General features: G+C 60.6%; 18 protein-coding genes. 6 read left to right on the forward strand and 12 right to left on the reverse strand.

The genetic code is table 11. The features are described from left to right. Window positions 1-34: 34 nt before the first annotated feature. Window positions 35-1,066 (reverse strand): MerR family transcriptional regulator, encoded by a 1,032-nt coding sequence (locus LCU97_RS21320; protein WP_053157590.1) that lies wholly within the window; start codon window positions 1,064-1,066, stop codon window positions 35-37. An 81-nt stretch (window positions 1,067-1,147) separates the two neighbouring features. Next, window positions 1,148-1,417: a hypothetical protein gene (locus tag LCU97_RS21325; RefSeq protein WP_232777690.1), complete on the reverse strand. Its 270-nt coding sequence runs from the start codon at window positions 1,415-1,417 to the stop codon at window positions 1,148-1,150. A gap of 229 nt (window positions 1,418-1,646) precedes the next feature. On the opposite strand from LCU97_RS21325, the gene LCU97_RS21330 reads away from it, so the two are divergent. Further along, window positions 1,647-2,096 carry a GNAT family N-acetyltransferase gene (locus LCU97_RS21330; protein WP_232777691.1) on the forward strand — a complete coding sequence of 150 codons (450 nt, stop codon included), beginning with the start codon at window positions 1,647-1,649 and terminating at the stop codon, window positions 2,094-2,096. 183 nt (window positions 2,097-2,279) lie between these two features. Here the strand turns inward: LCU97_RS21330 and LCU97_RS21335 are convergent, their stop codons facing one another. The 5 genes from LCU97_RS21335 to LCU97_RS21355 all read right to left on the reverse strand — a co-directional run bounded on the left by LCU97_RS21335 (window position 2,280) and on the right by LCU97_RS21355 (window position 8,420). After that, the gene (locus LCU97_RS21335) at window positions 2,280-2,981 is read right to left on the reverse strand and encodes a hypothetical protein (protein ID WP_232777692.1); all 702 of its coding nucleotides are present in this window, start codon (window positions 2,979-2,981) and stop codon (window positions 2,280-2,282) included. 349 nt (window positions 2,982-3,330) lie between these two features. Beyond that, window positions 3,331-5,730 (reverse strand): TonB-dependent receptor, encoded by a 2,400-nt coding sequence (locus LCU97_RS21340; RefSeq protein ID WP_053157605.1) that lies wholly within the window; start codon window positions 5,728-5,730, stop codon window positions 3,331-3,333. A gap of 132 nt (window positions 5,731-5,862) precedes the next feature. Further along, window positions 5,863-6,789 carry a FecR family protein gene (locus tag LCU97_RS21345; protein WP_232777693.1) on the reverse strand — a complete coding sequence of 309 codons (927 nt, stop codon included), beginning with the start codon at window positions 6,787-6,789 and terminating at the stop codon, window positions 5,863-5,865. Further along, window positions 6,786-7,292 carry an RNA polymerase sigma factor gene (locus LCU97_RS21350; protein WP_053157611.1) on the reverse strand — a complete coding sequence of 169 codons (507 nt, stop codon included), beginning with the start codon at window positions 7,290-7,292 and terminating at the stop codon, window positions 6,786-6,788. Before LCU97_RS21350 ends, LCU97_RS21345 begins: the two co-directional genes overlap by 4 nt. Window positions 7,293-7,469: 177 nt before the next feature. Then, on the reverse strand, window positions 7,470-8,420 hold the full coding sequence (locus LCU97_RS21355) for a LysR family transcriptional regulator (RefSeq protein ID WP_232777694.1): 951 nt from the start codon (window positions 8,418-8,420) through the stop codon (window positions 7,470-7,472). A gap of 120 nt (window positions 8,421-8,540) precedes the next feature. On the opposite strand from LCU97_RS21355, the gene LCU97_RS21360 reads away from it, so the two are divergent. Beyond that, window positions 8,541-9,281: an SDR family oxidoreductase gene (locus LCU97_RS21360; RefSeq protein WP_053157616.1), complete on the forward strand. Its 741-nt coding sequence runs from the start codon at window positions 8,541-8,543 to the stop codon at window positions 9,279-9,281. A gap of 26 nt (window positions 9,282-9,307) precedes the next feature. Further along, complete coding sequence (locus LCU97_RS21365) at window positions 9,308-10,390, forward strand: alkene reductase (protein WP_232777695.1); 1,083 nt, start codon at window positions 9,308-9,310, stop codon at window positions 10,388-10,390. Window positions 10,391-10,529: 139 nt separating this feature from the next. Here LCU97_RS21365 and LCU97_RS21370 read toward each other — a convergent pair whose 3' ends face one another. Further along, window positions 10,530-12,515 carry a M10 family metallopeptidase C-terminal domain-containing protein gene (locus LCU97_RS21370; protein WP_232777696.1) on the reverse strand — a complete coding sequence of 662 codons (1,986 nt, stop codon included), beginning with the start codon at window positions 12,513-12,515 and terminating at the stop codon, window positions 10,530-10,532. A 109-nt stretch (window positions 12,516-12,624) separates the two neighbouring features. Beyond that, window positions 12,625-13,248 carry a hypothetical protein gene (locus LCU97_RS21375; RefSeq protein WP_232777697.1) on the reverse strand — a complete coding sequence of 208 codons (624 nt, stop codon included), beginning with the start codon at window positions 13,246-13,248 and terminating at the stop codon, window positions 12,625-12,627. A 158-nt stretch (window positions 13,249-13,406) separates the two neighbouring features. Between LCU97_RS21375 and LCU97_RS21380 the strand changes: the two genes are divergently transcribed. The 3 genes from LCU97_RS21380 to LCU97_RS21390 all read left to right on the forward strand — a co-directional run bounded on the left by LCU97_RS21380 (window position 13,407) and on the right by LCU97_RS21390 (window position 16,183). Next, a complete protein-coding gene (locus LCU97_RS21380) occupies window positions 13,407-14,114 on the forward strand; it encodes a phytanoyl-CoA dioxygenase family protein (protein WP_232777698.1) in 708 nt (235 codons plus the stop codon). A gap of 74 nt (window positions 14,115-14,188) precedes the next feature. Further along, window positions 14,189-14,989 (forward strand): hypothetical protein, encoded by an 801-nt coding sequence (locus tag LCU97_RS21385; protein WP_232777699.1) that lies wholly within the window; start codon window positions 14,189-14,191, stop codon window positions 14,987-14,989. Between the two features lie 240 nt (window positions 14,990-15,229). Further along, a complete protein-coding gene (locus LCU97_RS21390) occupies window positions 15,230-16,183 on the forward strand; it encodes an alpha/beta fold hydrolase (protein ID WP_053157634.1) in 954 nt (317 codons plus the stop codon). A 125-nt stretch (window positions 16,184-16,308) separates the two neighbouring features. Here the strand turns inward: LCU97_RS21390 and LCU97_RS21395 are convergent, their stop codons facing one another. The 3 genes from LCU97_RS21395 to LCU97_RS21405 all read right to left on the reverse strand — a co-directional run bounded on the left by LCU97_RS21395 (window position 16,309) and on the right by LCU97_RS21405 (window position 18,481). Continuing rightward, complete coding sequence (locus LCU97_RS21395) at window positions 16,309-16,701, reverse strand: GFA family protein (protein ID WP_053157637.1); 393 nt, start codon at window positions 16,699-16,701, stop codon at window positions 16,309-16,311. Between the two features lie 70 nt (window positions 16,702-16,771). After that, window positions 16,772-17,515: a CPBP family intramembrane glutamic endopeptidase gene (locus tag LCU97_RS21400; RefSeq protein ID WP_232777700.1), complete on the reverse strand. Its 744-nt coding sequence runs from the start codon at window positions 17,513-17,515 to the stop codon at window positions 16,772-16,774. A gap of 48 nt (window positions 17,516-17,563) precedes the next feature. Next, entirely contained in the window at window positions 17,564-18,481 is a 918-nt protein-coding gene (locus tag LCU97_RS21405) for a LysR family transcriptional regulator (RefSeq protein WP_232777701.1), read from the reverse strand. Window positions 18,482-18,588 lie beyond the last annotated feature (107 nt).

Genomic DNA, 18,588 nt, shown 5'->3' on the forward strand with positions numbered 1-18,588 from the left:
GCCTGCGCAAGCATCAGCGCAATGACCCTTGTGGTCAATGCGCCTCCCTCATCAGCCCGGACACCGCTTTCTCCAGAAAGCCCAGGCAGTGCTCATCCAGCCAGGTGCCTTCGGCGAGGCTGGGCTCCTGTTGCATGGCATCGCGGATCTTCTGGTGGGTGCTCGGATCGTCCCCGGCATAACCCCGGAACAGGGCGAGCCAGCGCGCAGCCAGTGCCCGCCCCTGCTCTCCATCCGGCATGGCGCCGGCGTCCAGAGCATTGCGCAAGTCCATCAGCAACGGCGGCCACCCCTGCATCTGGCGTCCATAGTGCTGGCGCATGAAAGCGAACTCCTCGGCCGAGAGGTAACGGGCGAACACGCAAAGCTTGCTCTCGGCGAAGGCCTCCAGCAGATAAGCCACCACCTGCGGCGACACCCCCAATTGCTGCTGAAACAGAGGCTCCTGGGCGTGCATACTGCTGAGCCTGAGCAGCCAGTCGGGATTGGCGTCGGTGTCACGCTCCAGGGTGCACATCCAGCGTCGGGCAAGCTGCTGGGCGGCTTCGCTGCTGGGCGGGGTACCAGCTTCATGAAACGCATTGGCCTCGGCGGCCAGTTCCAGCCATTGCGTGCGCAGGGCGCCATCGGCCTGATAGAACGGCAGGTGGTCGAGTTGGTCTTGGGTGAAATAGCGGTCGTACATGAACATCATCTCCAACGTGGTCAGCCAGTCGTCCAGCTCCGGCGCCTCCCCCGCCACGAGCCGCGTCTTGAGCAGGCTCAGCCGATTGCGCAAATGGGTCTGCTGCGCGATCAGGCGGTCGATGGCGCCGATCTGCCGCTCGAGGGTGGGAACGAGCGCGAGGTCCGGATCGTCGATTGCCGCGCCGATTTCTGCCAGCGACATGCCGAGCTCGCGCAGCGCCTGGATCTGGTGCAGGCGAGCGATGTCGTTACGGTTGTAGAGGCGGTAGCCGGCGTCGGTGCGGGTCGAAGGACGTAGCAGTCCGATGCTGTCGTAGTAATGAAGGGTCCGCACGGTCAATCCCGTGCGCCTGGCCAGTTCACCTACTCGAAGCAACATCGTTTCAACTCCTGTTTCCTTAGACGACGCCCATGCTGCGGCCTCACGTTGCGTGAGGGTCAAGCCCCGGGTGGACGACCCTCAGGACTTGGAACGCATCCGGCCGCGGATCGCCATGTACAGGCAACCCCAGGCAATGAAGCCAATGACCACGCCTTCGACGAGACCCACCAGCAGGTTCAAGGAAAAACTGAACGGCTGCTCAGCCCAGTGGAACGTCGTCGAGCCCGTTCGAAAACCACTGACGCGCAGCCGTCCGGTAAATATGGCCGGCACCAAGGTCATGACGTTAGTCAGTTCCAGCACCGCAAAGAAGGCGCCCAACAGCGTGAGCAAGGTTCGTGCGGGCAAGCCCAGTTTCTCGATTGGCTCAGGCGCACGACGGAAAACGGGACAGATTTATTATCAGAAAAATATATCCATCCCTTTTGTCCGGCAATAGTCTAGCTGGCTTGTGTCATGCGGTGTATGCGACGGCTTTTTTCAGACAGAGTCTGTCCCGTTATTTCCTAGTGTAAGCGTCCGGGGAAGGCACATTGCGATGCGCTAAGCTGTAATCCTTTAGAATTGAGGTCTCAGCATGAAATGCCACGTTCGTCCCGCCACGAGCAGCGATGCAGCAGCGATAAGCCGCGTAGTTATAGCCGCCCTGCGTGAGTCAAATTCACAGGACTATCCGCCTGATGTGATCGCTCAGGTTGAGCAGAGCTTTTCTCCTGAAGCCATCAACACACAGCTTACAAAGCGTAGGGTTTTCGTAGCCTTGTTGGGCGAAAACATTATTGGCACTGCCGGTCTCGACGGTGATGTGGTCAGAAGTGTTTTCGTTGACCCGACTCACCAGAAAGGCGGTATCGGGCGGCATTTGATGGATGTCATCCATACAACTGCTGCCAGCGTAGGAGTTGGAGCTGTACGTGTGCCCTCGTCGATTACAGCTGAAAGGTTTTATACCGCGTTGGGTTATCAGAAAATCCGAGACGAGTTTCATGGGGCGGAGCGCACCATCGTTATGGAGAAGCGGCTGTAGGATTCGCCCAGACTATTTACTCACTTATGCGGCAAGGGACGGACTTATTATCCGAAAAACAAGTCGAAAAATAAGTCTGTCCCGTTTTTCAGTCCCGTTTTTCAAACTCAAACGTTTGAGTGGGCTGTCAAAATGCTCGTTCAGAGGTATTAACAACCGACCCACTGTGACCCGCGACTGCCGCTAAACCCCATACGCACTGTGGGCATGACCGTGCATGCTCGGGATGCCAAGCTTCTCAAAAAAGCTATCTACAAACGCAACCGCGCTTGCTATTGCCCAGCGAGCACAACCCGCCCCAAGCACCTTGTCCGGGTAAAAAGGATTGCCCGGACCGGTCAGCTTATTAGGCTCAAATCTTCCGCGTAGCTTCTTCTCGAACTTATGCTCCGCCCCTCTATTCTCATCGTCCTCGCTGAAGTTGAAGATGGTCTCGGGCTCATAGTGAACCAAAGCATTTCGGAGATCGACCAGCAGCTTCACGTCCTGATAGGGGCTAGCGTTTCTCGACAGTGCAGGCTTCCCGTTCAACTCAAGTGCCAGCTCAAATTTCTCAAGCATTGTTGATCGTTTGAGCGGTGACTTCCGCCATAAAGCGGCCATTACTTCACTGTTCTGAAGACCTTCGATCCGGGCTGGATCGAAACCTTCACTGCAGTCAGCCCATAGTTCGTTGATCGCCGCCTCTAAAAACGCAACTGACAGCATAACGCTGCTGACCACGCATGCCATGTGCTCACGAAGACCTTCATTCGAAGCAGAATCTCCAAGAGTCAGTACGGGCTCAAGCGCGGCCGCCCGCTGGGAGAAAAGTGCAGCCGCTGATAGATGCGATGTTGACAGATAGTGCCTAGAAGAAATGCTGATAGATGACGTGATGGCCACGACCACTTCCTTATGCTGAGACGTTGATTCAGGGACTTTTCCACGATGCCATTATGGCTTTGCGCTCTTCAAGATAATATGCCGAGTTACATCGGAAATCATGATGGCAAACAATGGCAATATGTTTGGTCCCTTCAAACATGACACTACTTTCGATGCCATGACCTAAGAGGAAAGTAAATCCTAGCTGTCCGCTTCTGGCCGACTCCTGCCTAGCAAAAGGCTCCAATCGATCAAGTCACAGCAATAACGACAGAGGCCGCAAATGCAGCCTCTCGGAGCGTCTGGCAAAACCGCCTTTCGCATAATCACACAACTTGCGACGGCGCCTCGTTAATCGCCGGCAACCTCAGAAATCCACAGTAGCCGACACCTTCAACGTACGCGGCGCCCCTTGGGTCAGATAACCACCATTGGCCGAGGCCCAGTAGTTTTCGTCGGCGACGTTCTCCAGCATCGCGTTGAAGGTCAGCGCGCGGCCATCCATCTTTGTTCGATAGCGTGCGCCCAGGTCGACACGGGTCCAGGCGGGGATGCTGTATTCGTTGGCGCTGTCTACGAACTGGCCGCCGGTGCGCAGTAGCAGGCCGTTCAGGCTCACCCCGGGCAAGCCGGGCACATCCCAGTCGGCGCCCAGATTGAACTGGAATTTCGGCACCCCCACCGCTTGGTTGCCATCGTCGCGCCCGCCAGCGGTGCCGCTGAGTTCGGCTTTGGTCCAGGTGGCGCCGCTCAGCAGGCGCAGGCCGTCCAGCGGTTCACCGAACAGGCTCAGTTCCACGCCGCGATTGCGCTGCTCGGCATCCACCCGGTAGTAGCCGTCGCCGCCGAGCACGCCCTGCGGCTGCTCGATGCGGAACAGGCTGAGGCTGCCGCCGAAGGTGCCCCAGTCAAGCTTGGCACCCACCTCGGTCTGCTTGGAGCGATAAGGCGCGAACATCTCGCCGTTGTTGAGCGCGGCGGCCGGCGCGGTCGGGCCCTGTTGAAGAGACTCGACGCGGTTGGCATAGAGCGACAGGTACTCGGTGGGTTTGATCACCAGGCCATAGGCCGGCGTGGTGATACTTTCCTGATAGTTCGAAGTGCGGGCACCGCTGGCCGCGTTCCAGGCATCGGCGCCGATGGATTGGCGACGCACGCCCAGGGTCAGCAGCACGCGGTCGTCGAGCAAGCCCAGGGTGTCGGACACCGCCAGGCTACGGTTCTGCACCTTGGCGGTGGTGTCCGGGTCGTGGATATCGCCGGAGACGCTGGTGGCCGGCGGCTCGGCCACGGGCTGGCCCTCATACAGGTTGCCGAAGCCACGACTGCCCGCCGCGGTGGTCTCGAACGCGTTGCGTTTCTCTTGCCAGATGCCGTTGGCGGCCAGGTTGATGCGATGGCTGACCGGCCCGGTGGCGAGTTCGCCGCGCAGCCCGGTGACAGCGCTGAGGGTTTCCTGGTCCAGCGGCGAATAGAGACGGCCGATACGGGCGTCCCCATTCGCGCCATAGACGTAGTTGGAGGCGTAGACCCCGTTCTCCCGCGTGTATTTGCCACCAGCGCTCAGGTAGGCGGTCCAACTGGGCGAGAGGTCATACTCGGCGCTGAACATGCCATAGGTGTCTTCGAGCTGCGACCAGCTCCAGGGTTGCGCGTAGTTGTGGTCGGAGTCCGGTGCCGACGGCGTCTTGCCATTGAGTGTGCTGGTAGGCCCCGTCGTGGTCAGGTAGACCACCGAGCGTCCCTCATTGACCCGTTGCTTCTGGTAACCGAGGTCCGCAGACAGGCGCAGACGGTCACCGCGATAGTCCAGACCGAGGGTGGCCAGGCTGAAGCGCGAGTGTTCATCGTCCACCGCGGTCTCGCCTTCGCGCTGGGCCAGGTTCACCCGCACGCCGAAGCGGTTGTCCTCGCCGAAGCGTTGGCCCAGATCGAGGTGCCCACCTACCCGGCTGTCGCTGGCATAGTCCAGGGTGGCGCTGCGCGTGGGGGTGTCCTCGGCACGCTTGGAAACCACGTTGATCGCCCCGCCGACACCGCTGCCCGACGGCGACACGCCATTGACGAAGGCGTTGGCCCCTTTGAACACCTCGACGCGCTCGACCGACTCGGTGGCGATGATCTGGCGCGGCAGAATGCCGTACAAGCCGTTGAAGGCAATGTCGTCGCTGAACAGCTGGAACCCACGCACGACGAACACCTGGGAGAAGTTGCCGAAGCCGAACGACTGACGCACGCCCGGATCGCTGGCCAGCACATCGGCCAGGGTCTGCGCCTGGCGCTTCTCGATCAGCTCGGAGGTGTAGCTGGAGAAAGCGAAGGGCACATCTTGCATGTCCTGATTGCCCAGCACACCGATGCGCGCACCCCGCGCCGCCTCCCCGCCGGCGTACTCGGCCGGCAGGTCGACACGGCCTTCGGCGGCTCCATTGATGGTGGTCGAACCCAGCTCCAACACGCCCTGCTCGGGCACCGGCATCAGCGTGAAGGTGCCGTCATCGCCGCTCTGGAAGGTCAGGCCGCTGCCCTCCAGCAACCGCTGCAGGCCTTCGATCACCGAATAATCGCCCTTGAGTGCCGGCACCACGCCGCTGTCACGGGTCAGGCCGGCGTCATAGAGCAGACGCACATCAGCCTGCTCGGCGAAATCGATGAGCGCCGCGTCGAGGCGTTGGGCAGGCACGTCGAGCTCGACGGCTTGCGCCTGTGCGGCAGTAATGGCCAGAGGGAGAACGGCTAGCGCCGCGAGGAAGGAAGTCGACCGCATGCTGATGTCCTAGACTGTCAATACGAAGAAGTCGCATTTGCAGGAACGGAAGACGAAGGCGGAGATGATTTCTGAACCATCGCCGCCCAAATATTTTCTTTTTTTCTTGAAGGTACAGGCGCGGCGCGGCTCTCAGCGACGTGACGCGACCAGAATCAACCCCGGCAGGCGCACCAGGCGCACAGGCAAGGTGGTTTCCACAGCGCTCAACACCGCCTGCGGATCGTCAAGGGCGAACACGCCGGTCACCTGTAGGCGGCGAGCGGCGTCATCGACAAACAGCACCCGCGCAGACTGGCTGCGCTCGAGCTCGGCGAACACTTGCTCCAGCGGCTGGTCGCGGAACACCAGCTTGCCGCGCTGCCAGCCCAAGCGCTGGCGCGCATCCAGTGCTTGCGGCGCCTGCAGCGCCCCGCCGCGCCACTGCACTTGCTGCCCGCCGACCACGGGCAGCGGCTCGCCCCCCGCGCTGGAGGCCAGCACTCGACCCTCGCTGACTGCGAGGTCGACACCGCCCTCCTCCAGACGCACATCGAAGCGCGTGCCGGTGACGCGGATGCGCGCCTCGCCGGCACTGACCATGAACGGCCGGGTCGGGTCATGGGCGACCTGGAAATCCGCCTCGCCACGGTACAGCCTGACCTCGCGACGACCGTCGACAAACTGCCAGTCCAGCGCCGAATCGCCGTTGAGGGTCAACAGCGAACCATCGGCCAGACGCACCTCGCGCACCTCGCCCGGCTGGGTGCTGATATCGGCATACAGGCCAATCCAGGTGCCGCGGGGCAACCACAGGGCGAGCAACAGCATCGCGGCGCAGGCCAGCGGAGCCGCCCACAGGCGACGGCGACGCAGCACGCGCACCTGGGGCTGCTCGACCGGACGTTCAATCTGGCCGAGCAACGACCACAACCCTTCCACCTCCCGCAATGCCTGCTCGTGCTCGGGCGCCGCCTGGCGCCAGGCCTGTGCGGCAGCGTGATCGGCAGCGGTGGCGCGGCCAGAATGCAGCAAGACCTGCCATTGTCGGGCCTGATCGAGAAACGAAGAATGAGTCACGGCTGCGGGTCCATCTGCTGCTGGCAGTGTTCGAGGGCCTTCAGGATATAGCGTCCGGCCATGCTTTCCGAGACCCCCAGGCGCTCGCCGATCTCACGCTGGGTCAGCCCGTCCAGGCGATTCCACAACAACGCCTGGCGCAGGTGCGGGGGCAAACCCTCGACCACGCGCTGCAGTCGCTCCAGGCGCTGGGCGTCGCTTGCCGCTCGCTCCGGCCCCGGCTGGGCACTGACCAATTCGATGGATATCTCCTCCTCGACCGGGCGGGATTTTTGCTGGCGGCGGTAGTCGATGATCAGGTTGCGCGCGATGCGGTAGAGAAACGCGCGAAGATTGCCGATCTCCTCTGCGGACTCGCGCCGGCGAAAGCGCAGCCAAGTCTCCTGGCGCAGGTCGGCCGCCAGCTCTTCGCACTTCACCTGCCGGGTGAGGAAGCGCAGCAGCTCGCTCGAATGGCTCTCGAACTGGCCGTCGGCGGAATGAGGATCGGATGGCCTGGACACGCAAGCGACTCAAGCGAGGAAGAGTCGCGAGAATATATCAAATGATAATGACTTTCAATTAGTGAGGCGCTGCGCCATTTTGCCCTCGACATGATGTCGCCCGGGCCGCCCAAAAGCGGCCCAAGGCTAGAAATGAGCAGGCGCCCGCCAGCAGGATTTGCCGTCATCCTGAAAACGTCAGAATGCCTTTTCCTGCCTCGTCTCCATGACTTGGTTGATGACTTCATCCCAAGGCGGCGTTGAAGGGAACAGCTCGACCAGAAAGGCAACGAATGCCTTTACGTTCGGGCTACCTCGACGGCTCTCCGGCCATAAGGCGGTGATGGTGAACCGTTCTACGCTGAATTGTGGAAGGATCGGAACCAGTTCTGCCCGACGCACATACGGCGCGGCCACATAATGCGGCGAGATACCGATACCGCCTCCTGCAGCCAGAATCGCCGCTACCGCATCGCTGACATCAACGGTAAACGCTGAGTCTGGTGCCAGTTCAAGTTGCTTATCATCCGCTACATAAGGCCATCTCAAACTCTGCCCCGTGCTCTGATAGCGAAAATTCACGCATTCATGATCCGCAAGATCTTCAGCCGCTACCGGGATGCCTTTGCGCCGTAGGTAGTCAGGTGATGCAAACGCACCGATTCGGTGGGGCCCCAGAGGCCGTGAAACCAGACGCGTATCGGCAAGGTCGCCGACTCGGACTGCGACGTCGATTCCTTGCCCAATGATGTCCGAATACTGATCTCCGAGCCTCAGGTCGATTGCCAGATTCGGATATTGATCACGGAACCTGGGCAGCGCAGGCGCGAGAATGTTCAAACCGATCGGCAAAGGCGCAGTCACTTTCAGGACGCCGGAGGGCTCGGCTCGGGAAGCGACTGCTGCCTGATCGATGTCCTCGACTTCTCGCAGAATCCGCAGTGCACGTTCATACAGGTCGCGCCCCTCGGGTGTGAGGATCAACGACCGCGTCGTGCGGGTGAACAGCATTAGCCCAAAATGTTCCTCAAGCCTTTGCACACTTTTGCTGATCGCGGAAGGTGATACCGAGAGTGCTCGCGCAGCAGCCGTGTAGCTGCCCAGCGAGGCCGCTCGTGCAAAGGCGATAAGCCCGGTTAGACGATCCAATCCAATTTGTGCCTTCATGGCACTAGTAAAGCGACTTTTACCCTAATTATCAATCTTGATTCATAACAGTAGTCTTTCCCCATCGAACGCCACTTCAGGTGTTCCAGACGGAGACTCATCATGAACATCAGCCAAACACTTCCCTCCTCCCTCGCCGACAAAATGGTGGTCATTTTCGGCGGCACCTCCGGCATCGGGCTGGCCGCTGCGGTACAAGCGAAAGCAGCTGGCGCCAAAGTCATCGTGGTCGGCTCAAACGCCCCGCGTGCCGAGCACGCAGCCATCGAGCATGGCCTGGACGGTTGGCGCGCCGCGGACGTGACCGACAGACAGGCTGTCGAAACCGCACTGGCGGATATTCCCCAGGTTGATCACCTCGTTCTGCTTGCCGGGACATTCGTTGCCGGCAGCGTGTTGACGGCTGATCTCGACTACCTGCACCGCGCTTTCGATGAACGCATCTGGGCATCGATCAATGCGATTCGTGTACTGGGTGACAAGTTGGCAAAAGATGGCTCGATCACGTTCATTTCCGGTTCCCTGGCAGATCGACCGAACGCTTACGGCACTGCCGTGCTTGCAGCTGCATCGGCGGCAATGGAAGCACTGGCTCGCGGTCTGTCGCTGGAACTGGCGCCGGTACGTGTCAACACGCTGTCTCCCGGCCCGATCAACACACCAATTCTCGGCAAGGCACTGGGCGAGGGGCGTGATGCATTCGTCGCGTCTCTGGAACAGATTCTACCGTTGCATCGCCTTGGCACATCCGATGAAGCAGGCGCGGCAGCAGTGTTCTTGATGAGCAACACCTTCATGAACGGCGCCGTACTCAACATCGATGGCGGCGCACGCCTGGTTTGATGCTACCCCCACCCGAGAGCTTAATCATGACCACATTATTTGATTCCCTGCGCCTCGGCGCGCTTGATCTGCCGAACCGAATCCTGATGGCGCCGATGACCCGGGCGCGTGGGACTCGCGAACACATTCCGACCGATATGATGGTTGAGTATTACCGACAGCGCGCCAGCGCCGGCCTGATCATCTCCGAAGCAATCGGCATCAGCCAACAAGGGCTGGGATGGCCCTACGCGACGGGGCTCTGGTTGGACGAACAGGTCGCCGGCTGGCGCAAGGTCACCGATGCGGTGCACGCAGCGGGTGGCCGAATCATTGCGCAGCTGTGGCACATGGGCCGGGTCGTGCATCCGAGTTTTCTTGGCGGAGGTCAGCCGGTCTCCGCATCTGTCACCACCGCGCCGGGACAGGCGCACACCTACGCCGGCAAGCAGCCGTATACCCCGGCGCGTGCTTTGCCCCTGGAGGAAATTCCCGCACTGCTGGAAGACTTTCGTCAGGCCACGCGTAATGCGATAAAGGCGGGTTTTGATGGTGTGCAAATCCACGCCGCCAACGGCTATCTGATCGACCAGTTTCTGCGTGACAGCGACAACTTTCGCACCGATGCCTATGGCGGCTCGGTTGATAACCGAATCCGCTTGTTGAAAGAAGTCACCCGGGCGGTGGCGCAGGTTATCGGCGCAGACCGTACCGGAGTGAGGTTGACCCCAAGCAGCTATGAACAGGGTGTGCGCGATAATGACCCCGAGCGCTTGTTCAAGCGTGCGGCCGAGGTGCTGTCTTCGATTGGAATCGCCCATCTTGAAGTACGCGAGCCTCCGCTGGATGGCACATTCGGCAAGTCCGAGCGCCCCCCGCTTGCGGGAGTAATCCGCGAGGTATTCAGCGGTGTGCTGGTTCTCAATTCAGACTACGATTTCGCCCGGGCGCAAGCACAAGTAGAGGCTGGGCTCGCCGATGCGATTGCTTTTGGGCGGCCCTTTATTGCTAACCCAGATTTGCCTTTGAGATTAGCGAGGCAGGTGCCCCTTGCTCAAAGCGAGATGAGCACTTGGTTCACCCAAGGCAAGGAAGGTTATCTGGACTATCCGGCGTCAGGTAGCATTTGATGAGAAGCGGGCACAACCAGGCAAGTTGAGATAAGGGGAAACCCAGCAGTTAAAAACTGCAGGCCAAGTTGGCTTTCAGCCTTGAGATCGGCTAATGGGTGTCCCCTTTTTTCCAAGGCAAGGAATGATCAGGTTTGCGTCATACCCACAGGTCAGCCACTCCGATCAACTGAAAAACTTCATCTCCAGAAGGCTCGGCGAAGATGATGTCCAGGTTACGGTACCCGGAGTGATCCCCTGCAAGGCTCAACTCGAATCGAGCCCCATTGGCGTCGGCTTCGTAGCTCTTCAGGTAAGTCAGGTTCTTGGCTTCATTGAGAACCACGTCCAGCGTGCCGTTGTAGCCATTTCCCAGTCGGGTAAAGCCCAAGGCGGACAAATCGATGGTGTCTTCACCCACGGTATAGTCGAGCAGGCGATCCGTGTGGTTTTCGGTGGCGGTACGGTAGCTGTCGCTCAGCGCGTCGAAGCGGAACACATCGTTGTTACCGCCACCTGCCAGCAGGTCCCGGCCCTCTGCGCCTACCAGCACATCATTCCCCAGCGCGCCATAGAGGCGGTCATCGCCCGCGAACCCTTCGATGATTTCGCCTCGGGCGTTGCCCTGTAAACGATCGGCCTCTTCGGTGCCCGTCAACCTGGCTTGCTGGAACAGGATGTTGGTTTCATTCAGCGTTTGGCTCAAGTCACCGTCGAAGACCAATTCGAAGCGTTCCCCCTCCGCGTTGGCATCGAAACTCTTGAGGTAGGTCCGCGTTCCGCTTTCATTGACTCGTATCGCCAGCGTTCCGTCATGTCCATTGCCCAGCCCGAGGAAGCCCAGGGATGAGAGATCGATCGTATCGGTGTTGGGATCGAAGTCGGTGATTCGGTCGCTATGGGCGGTGGTTACGGTTCGGTAGCTGTCTGCGACTGTCTCGTAACGGAACGTATCGGCCCCGAGGCCGCCCGTCAGCAGGTCGCGACCTTGCTGGCCATCGAGCAGATCGTTACCGGCCCCGCCAACGATGGCATCGTCGAACGAGTCGGTACCCAGCAAGAAGTCATCATTCTGGCTACCGTCAAGGTGGTAATAGCCGTCGTCGGGATTGCCAAAGCTGTGGTCCAGGCTACCGTCGGGGTTCAACTGAACCAGTGCGGCCAGATAACCGTCCGCCTTCGTCCCCTGGCTTCCCCCAATCAACACCCTGCCGTCGGCCAACACCACCATGTCGGCGACTGCGAAAGGCGCACTTTGCGAGCCCCAGCTCACCTGCCCCTGATCACCGAACCCGGTGTCGAGCGAGCCGTCGGCGTTGAGCCGCATCACCGTCGCCACGCCGCCTGAGGCGCCCGCCAGCAGGATTTTGCCGTCCTCCTGGATAACGAGGGCATTTGCATGAACATCCAGGGCCAGGCTGCCGCCGTTGCCAAAGCTGCTATCCAGGGTACCGTCCTGGTTGAGGCGGGTCAGGGTATCTCGACCGGTGACCAATACCTTCCCGTCCGCCTGCAGCGAAACGTCGATCGTGCCGCTGGGTTGAATGCCGACGGATGCTGGCAGGTGCAGGATCCCGCCCTCTGCGAAAGACGAAACCAGGGCCCCCGTCGCGTCGAAGCGGGCGATGTAGATTTCCCCAGTGGGATACGCAGCGCTCGCAAAAAAGCTGCCGTCGCGTTGCACGGAGAACGACGCTTGCTGACCTAGAGATTCATTCCAGTAGAACGGCACGGTCGCGGTTCCGCCGTTGCCGAAACTCGTATCGAGGCGGCCGTCAGCCAAGGTCCGACTTACGCCCGACACCCAGGCATCGCCGACTTTCACGTACTGAGCCACCAGGTAGCCCCCGCCCGGCTGCACCGCGGCATTGCCACCATCCTCGATATCGAGCGACACAGGCAGGAGGGATTTGCCGTCTGCACTGTAGCTGCGGTCCAGGCTACCGTCGGCATTGAACCGGACCAGGCTGCCGGTAAAGCCCGAATCCTCTTCGCCTCCCAGGCCCAGGCGGCTGTAGGCGCCAAGCCAGATGGCACCGTCCGGATCGACGGTGATACCGCCGATCTTGTCCGAGCCCCATAAGGTCGTGGCGACCATGCCTGTGTTCCCCACAGCCGCAGCGGTGGGCGAAGTGCTATGACTCATGTCCATGCCTCCGATGGCAATCTATCGCCAAAGACAATAGACGCGGCTCGGTCTGGTTGCCACTTTACGGAACGAAGAGAACGGTAAGAGAAGTCCCTACTAACTCAACCTACTCAACCACCCCGTTATAGACAACAACCTCACCCCCCTCCTTCTTGACCCTCAATTCATTCCCCCGCGCCATCACGTCAACCGCCTCAGAACACCCATCCACCGCCTTCGTCCCATCCACCCGCTCAGCCTTGGCATCAAAACTGAAAACATAAGTAGACGCTGGGCAAGCATTGCCGCCTTCCCCGGTGGAAAGGACCACCACATAGCGACTCGGGCCAAACGTGTAGACCCTTTCAATCGCCACATAACCCGTGTACTCAGGCTGCTCGACGATTGACTCCATGACGTTCATCAAGCCTGCGCGCGCCTGGTAATTCAGCGCGGTTCCCGTCTCCAGGGGTTGGGTCGTGAAAGGCCCTGCGCGCTCGGTGTCGACGGGCAAGGGTTCGTAGGCAACGCCCGGAGGCGCCGGAGGGGCTACTTTCGGGGTGGCGGCGGGCTTTGCGGCGGGGCTTTGCTGGGGCGTGGGCAGATCGCACAGGCCGTTCTTGCAGATCAAGTCACCTTGGCAGTCGATGTCTTGCGTGCATTGGTTGGTTTCTTCGAAAGTGCTTTCTTCGGCGTTGACATAGCCGACGACCGCCAGTGCAAGGAGGGTACAGGCGAATAGACGCTTCATCGGTGAAGTCCTTTTCCGGATGGGGGCCTGATGATAACTGTCACACCGCGCAATTGTCCCCTGGTGCGTGCGGTGATGTTGGATTTGCCGTGCGGGTGGCCCGGCTCGGGTTTGAAGGCTAGCCTTGCCGAAACCCTCACACGGAAGTCGAGACAATCATGACCGGCCGCGAACAGCTCCAGCGCGATGGTTACGTACTGCTTCGTCAGGCGATCCCGACCGATTGGCTGGATGAGCTGCGGGCCGTGTTCGAGGCTGGGGTGAAGCCATCGGAGCAGTGGCCGGTGCCGCGCAATATGGATTGGCGTTATTCGATGCTGGACGATGCGGCGACGGTTCAGGCGGTGTGTCGTTTGCCCCAGGTGCTGGCGGCGGCAGGTGAGTTGATCGCTGAGCGGTTTTTCCTCTCGCAGGTGGAGGGACGAGAGCCGCTGGCCGGTGGCGGTCACCAACCGTTGCACCGGGACTTGTCGGCCCAGCGGCCCGGCGACGTCGCGGCCGCCCTGGCTTTTCTCGATGATTATGGCCCTTGGAACGGCGCGACTCGTCTCGTTCCAGGCAGCCATCGCCCCGGACCTGGCGAACCCGAATTCGACTTCCCTGACGAGTCACGCTCCGTACAGATTGCGGGCTGCGCCGGTGACATTCTGGTGTTCAATGTGGACGTGGTGCATGCAGGCAGTCTGAACGCCCTTGGCGCACGGCGGCGCTCCCTGTTGATCAGTTATTTTGCCGAGCCGCTGTACGCCTCACACCGGGAAACCGTGGGCCTGCGAAACGTACGCATGGACACCCGCGAGCGGTTCGAACCGTCGGACTTTGTCTTCGCAAGCCAGGCATTCAGCAACCCTGGCGCCTTGGTGTAGGATCTGCGCAGATCGGATCACGGCGTGCCTGCCCCGGCATACATCTCCACCCTTCCCCAGACGATCCCACCCTTATGAACCCAATCGATCTGCTGTCTTTTCAACGCATCACCACCGCTCACGGCGCACTCGAAGGTGCGGCGTATTTCGACGCTGAAGAAAGTCTTGTCCACGACGTATTTACGGACCGCATCCTGTTTCAGACCAATTATCTGGATCACACCAGCTACGAAGTCAGCTTCGCCGACGGCGCGGTACAGGTTCGCAAGACGCGGCTGGATAATTATCAGCGCGGCCACAAGGCACAGGTGATCGATGACGACATGGATGAAGAAGACTGGAGCGAGCTGGACAGCCTCTGGCAGCGCTTGAGCCAGGATCTGAACACTCAGGATCAAGGGCCGCGCCCCGATCTGGCCGATACGCTGGCCGACCTGTTCGATTGCCTGTTCGACGAGGCGCAGGCGCAAAGGCTCATTCAAGCCATCCCGGCCCCGACCGCGCAATGGGATTGGGCCTGGACGCAAGTCGAGTCCGCGCTCATCCAGGCCAATCAGTTGGCTGAGTTCGAATGGAAGGAATGGGCATCCTGTGGCGTCCATGCGGTAAATGCCCTGGCGCCGCTACAGCAGTTGGGCATCGAGATCGCGGTTCCTGATGCGAAAACCATCGCCGCCGTCAACAGCGCCAACGACTGGGAGCGAGCGATTCTTCAGTACTTCAATACTCAGTTGGACGAGCATGACCTGAAACTGCTGGCCATCGGCACCCATTTCGATGAGCACCAGGCGTTTGCCTGCCTGCCCATGAACGGCCTGAGCCTGGTGAATGCGTTGGAAATCATGGGTCGGCTGGGCATCGTCCATAAATACTGAGCGTCTTTATAAAAATTTGCGGAGAAACAGTGTGTGGCCAGGGGGTTTATCTCCTCGTCACAAGGCCGTTATCCGCTCAACCATTCGCACGCAACCGAAGCGAAACGCAGCTATCCGATTTTCCCATAGTAGCTATCGATACCATGCAGTTCTCGGCGTCCGCCTCTCTCTCTAATCTGCCCACCAACGCGATCGATGACGGTCGCAGCCGTTCAAACCACCCTTATGGAGAGAGAACCGATGAACACCTTCAACCGCACCCTGGCTATCGCCACACTCGCCCTCGCCGCCCTCGGCGCTGAAGCCGCGACACCTGTCCAGACCGGCGCGGCCGTGTCCGCCGTTGGCAGCGTGATCCAGTCCGCCAGCTACATCACCACCAAGGATGGCGTACAGCTGTACTACAAGGATTGGGGCCCACGAAACGGCCAGGTCGTCACTTTCAGCCACGGCTGGCCGCTGGACTCCGACAGCTGGGAAGCGCAAATGATGTTCCTCGCCTCCAAAGGCTACCGGGTCGTGGCCCACGACCGTCGCGGTCACGGTCGCTCCAGCCAGCCGTGGGAAGGCAATGACATGGATCACTACGCCGACGATCTGGCAGCAGTGATCGAGGCGCTGGATCTCAAGAACGTGACGCTGGTGGGCTTCTCGACGGGAGGCGGTGAAGTGGCTCGCTACATCGGTCGTCACGGGACCGCGCGGGTGAGGAAAGCCGTACTGGTGTCCTCGGTTCCACCGTTGATGCTCAAGACCGACACCAACCCCGGCGGCCTGCCGATCACAGTGTTCGACGGCCTGCGCAAGGCATCCCTGGAGAACCGTTCGCAGCTGTACCTGGACACCGCCTCGGGACCGTTCTATGGCTACAACCGCAAGGGCGCCAAGCCATCACAAGGGCTGATCCAGTCCTTCTGGGCACAGGGCATGCTGGGTGGTGCCAAGAACACTTATGACTCCATCGCGGCGTTTTCGGCCACCGACTTCCGCGGCGACCTGAAGAAGTTTGACGTGCCGACCCTGGTGATCCATGGCGACGACGATCAGATCGTGCCGATCGATGCCGCCGGCCGGGCTTCGGCTGCGCTGATCAAGGGCGCTCGGTTGATCGTCTACCCAGGTGCACCCCATGGCTTGACCGAAACGCACAAGGACCGTCTCAACCAGGACCTGCTGAAATTCCTCCAGGAATAAGGCAAGTCATTGTCCACACGAGCCCTTCACAGGAAGGGCTTTGGGGGGATCGGGAGATAAACGAATCGCCCGATCCCCCCAAACGTATCAGCGTGCGCAACGCGCCGACTGGCTCAAGTCTTCCTCTACTCCTCGACTCTCCCTTCGCCTTCACGATCACTCACGTAATGGCGCGCAAACGGAAACGGCGGCAACCAGGCTTCGCGACGCACCGTCCAGCATTCGTAGGTCGGCATCAACTGGTTGGGCGCATCCAGGATCCCCAGGTTCACCTCGACTTCGTCATCGGTACGGGCGAACACGGAGGAGCCGCATTGCGGGCAAAAATGCCGTCCGGCGTAATCCCGCGTCTCGCCCTCGATTTTCACCGCGTCCTGAGGAAACACCGCAGCCGCAAAGAACAACGCCCCGTGATGCTTGCGACAGTCGAGGCAGTGACAAAGGCCCACCCGGTAAGGGCGGCCCGAGGCTTCGATGCGGACGCTGCCGCACAGGCAACCGCCAATGAATCGGTCCATGTTGGCTCTCCTCTGTAGCACGCATTTGCGACATCTACCTTCGACCGCCTTGCCCTGCTCTTGGTTTAGTTCACGAATGCCCCACCATTGGCACGGCGATCAGCAATATCGCCGTCCCATGGGTGGCGGTCGACGCCACTACGCCGTAGCGCATGCGAACAAGACCGCATGCCAGGCCTTCAATCAAGGTGAAGAGCAAAACAGGCCAGCCAAGTTGGGTAACGCTCAGGGCCAGGAAACCGTGGCAGGCCGAGAACGCCGTCGCGCTGATCAATGCCGCCCGCAGCGCGCTGACGTGCTGTTCGAGGTAACCCTGCAGGAAGCCACGGAACAGCACCTCCTCCAGCGCGTTGGCGCCATACGCCAGCACCGCCATGCCGAACAACCATGTCCGGTAATCGGGGATCAGGATCGCTTCGGAATCCTGATAAAGCCGCAACGGCCAGCCAATCGCACATCCCGCGACAATACCTACCGCCAGGCCACCCCATCGATTGCCCTTGAAGAAGATGACCAGTTGCCAAAGCTCTGGAAACAAGTGGGCGATCAGCACGACCAACGCCAGCGATGCAACGCCCAACGTCGCCAGCACGAACGGGTTGTCCAGGAAGCCGATTTGCAAGTGTTCGTCGAGGGACCACATGTGCAAAGGCGTCATCGCGTCTCGCATCAGCACGAATGCCAACATCAGTATCAGGATACGCAGGCCCGGCAAGGACTTCGGCGTCAAACCGAGCCAGACACCGAAGAGCCCGAGGCCTGGTAGCAAATAGGTGACGTAGTCCAGCAGAACAACCCATCCTTCGGCGATCATCCGGTTCCCTCGAGCATTGAAAGTGATGCGTAATGAAGCTGTGGAGTGCTATGGACCTGCAACCGGCGCATGCTGCGCCATCAACTCGGCAACCCACTCGATGAAGACTCTCAACCGCGCACTGATGTGCCGGTTCGGAGGATAGGCTACGTAGAGCGGCATCGGTTCGATACGCCATGTTTCGAAAAGCGGCACCAAGTCGCCTGTCGCTTCGTGGGGCCTGGACATGTACTTGGGTAGCCACAGCACACCCAGCCCCGCCAGCCCCGCCGCTAGGTAAGCGTTGCCGTCGTCGACCGCCAGGGCATAGCGCCCATTGATGTAGAGACGTTCGTTGTCGTTGTACAGCGCATACGGCACGGGCCTGCCGGTGCGTGCCCAGAGGAACGCGACGATGCGATGCGGGGAGCCTTCGAGTTCGCGCGGATGTGCTGGCATGCCAAGGCGCGCCAGGTAGCTCGGCGCCGCGTAGACACCCAGGGCGAGATCGCCGATACGCCGGGCGATCAGCGATTGATCGGCCAACTCGCCGCCTCGCACCACGCAGTCGACGTTCTCGTCGATGATGTCGACGATGCGATCGCTGACACCCAGGTCGATCTGGATGTCCGGGTATCGCTCGTAGAACGCCGGCAAGGCCGGTATCAGGATCAAGGCCGCCAGCGGGCTTGGGACATCGACTCGCAAACGGCCCCGGGGCAATGCCTGGGCGCCGGACAGGCTGGTTTCGGCATCGTCCATGTCGGCCAGCAGACGAAGCACCCGCTCGTAATAGACAGCCCCCTGAGCGGTGACATTGACTTTGCGCGTGGTGCGGTTGAGCAACTTGACCCGCAACCGCGCCTCCAACTGTTGCACCAGTTGGGTCACGGTAGTCTTGCTCATGTGCAGCGTTTCCGCGGCCTTGGTAAAGCTGCCCGCTTCCACCACGCGTGCGAAGGCGCGCATTGCATCAAACCGGTCCATGCTGCCCCACGTATCGATCGGATTGTTTGGATTTCACAAACAGTGTTCGCCAAGCTTGCCCGTTTATCGTCCGGACACAAGCCCCTAGAGTGTCTTCATCGTTGATT

This window comes from Pseudomonas uvaldensis, from assembly GCF_021271205.1.
Classification (GTDB): domain Bacteria; phylum Pseudomonadota; class Gammaproteobacteria; order Pseudomonadales; family Pseudomonadaceae; genus Aquipseudomonas; species Aquipseudomonas uvaldensis.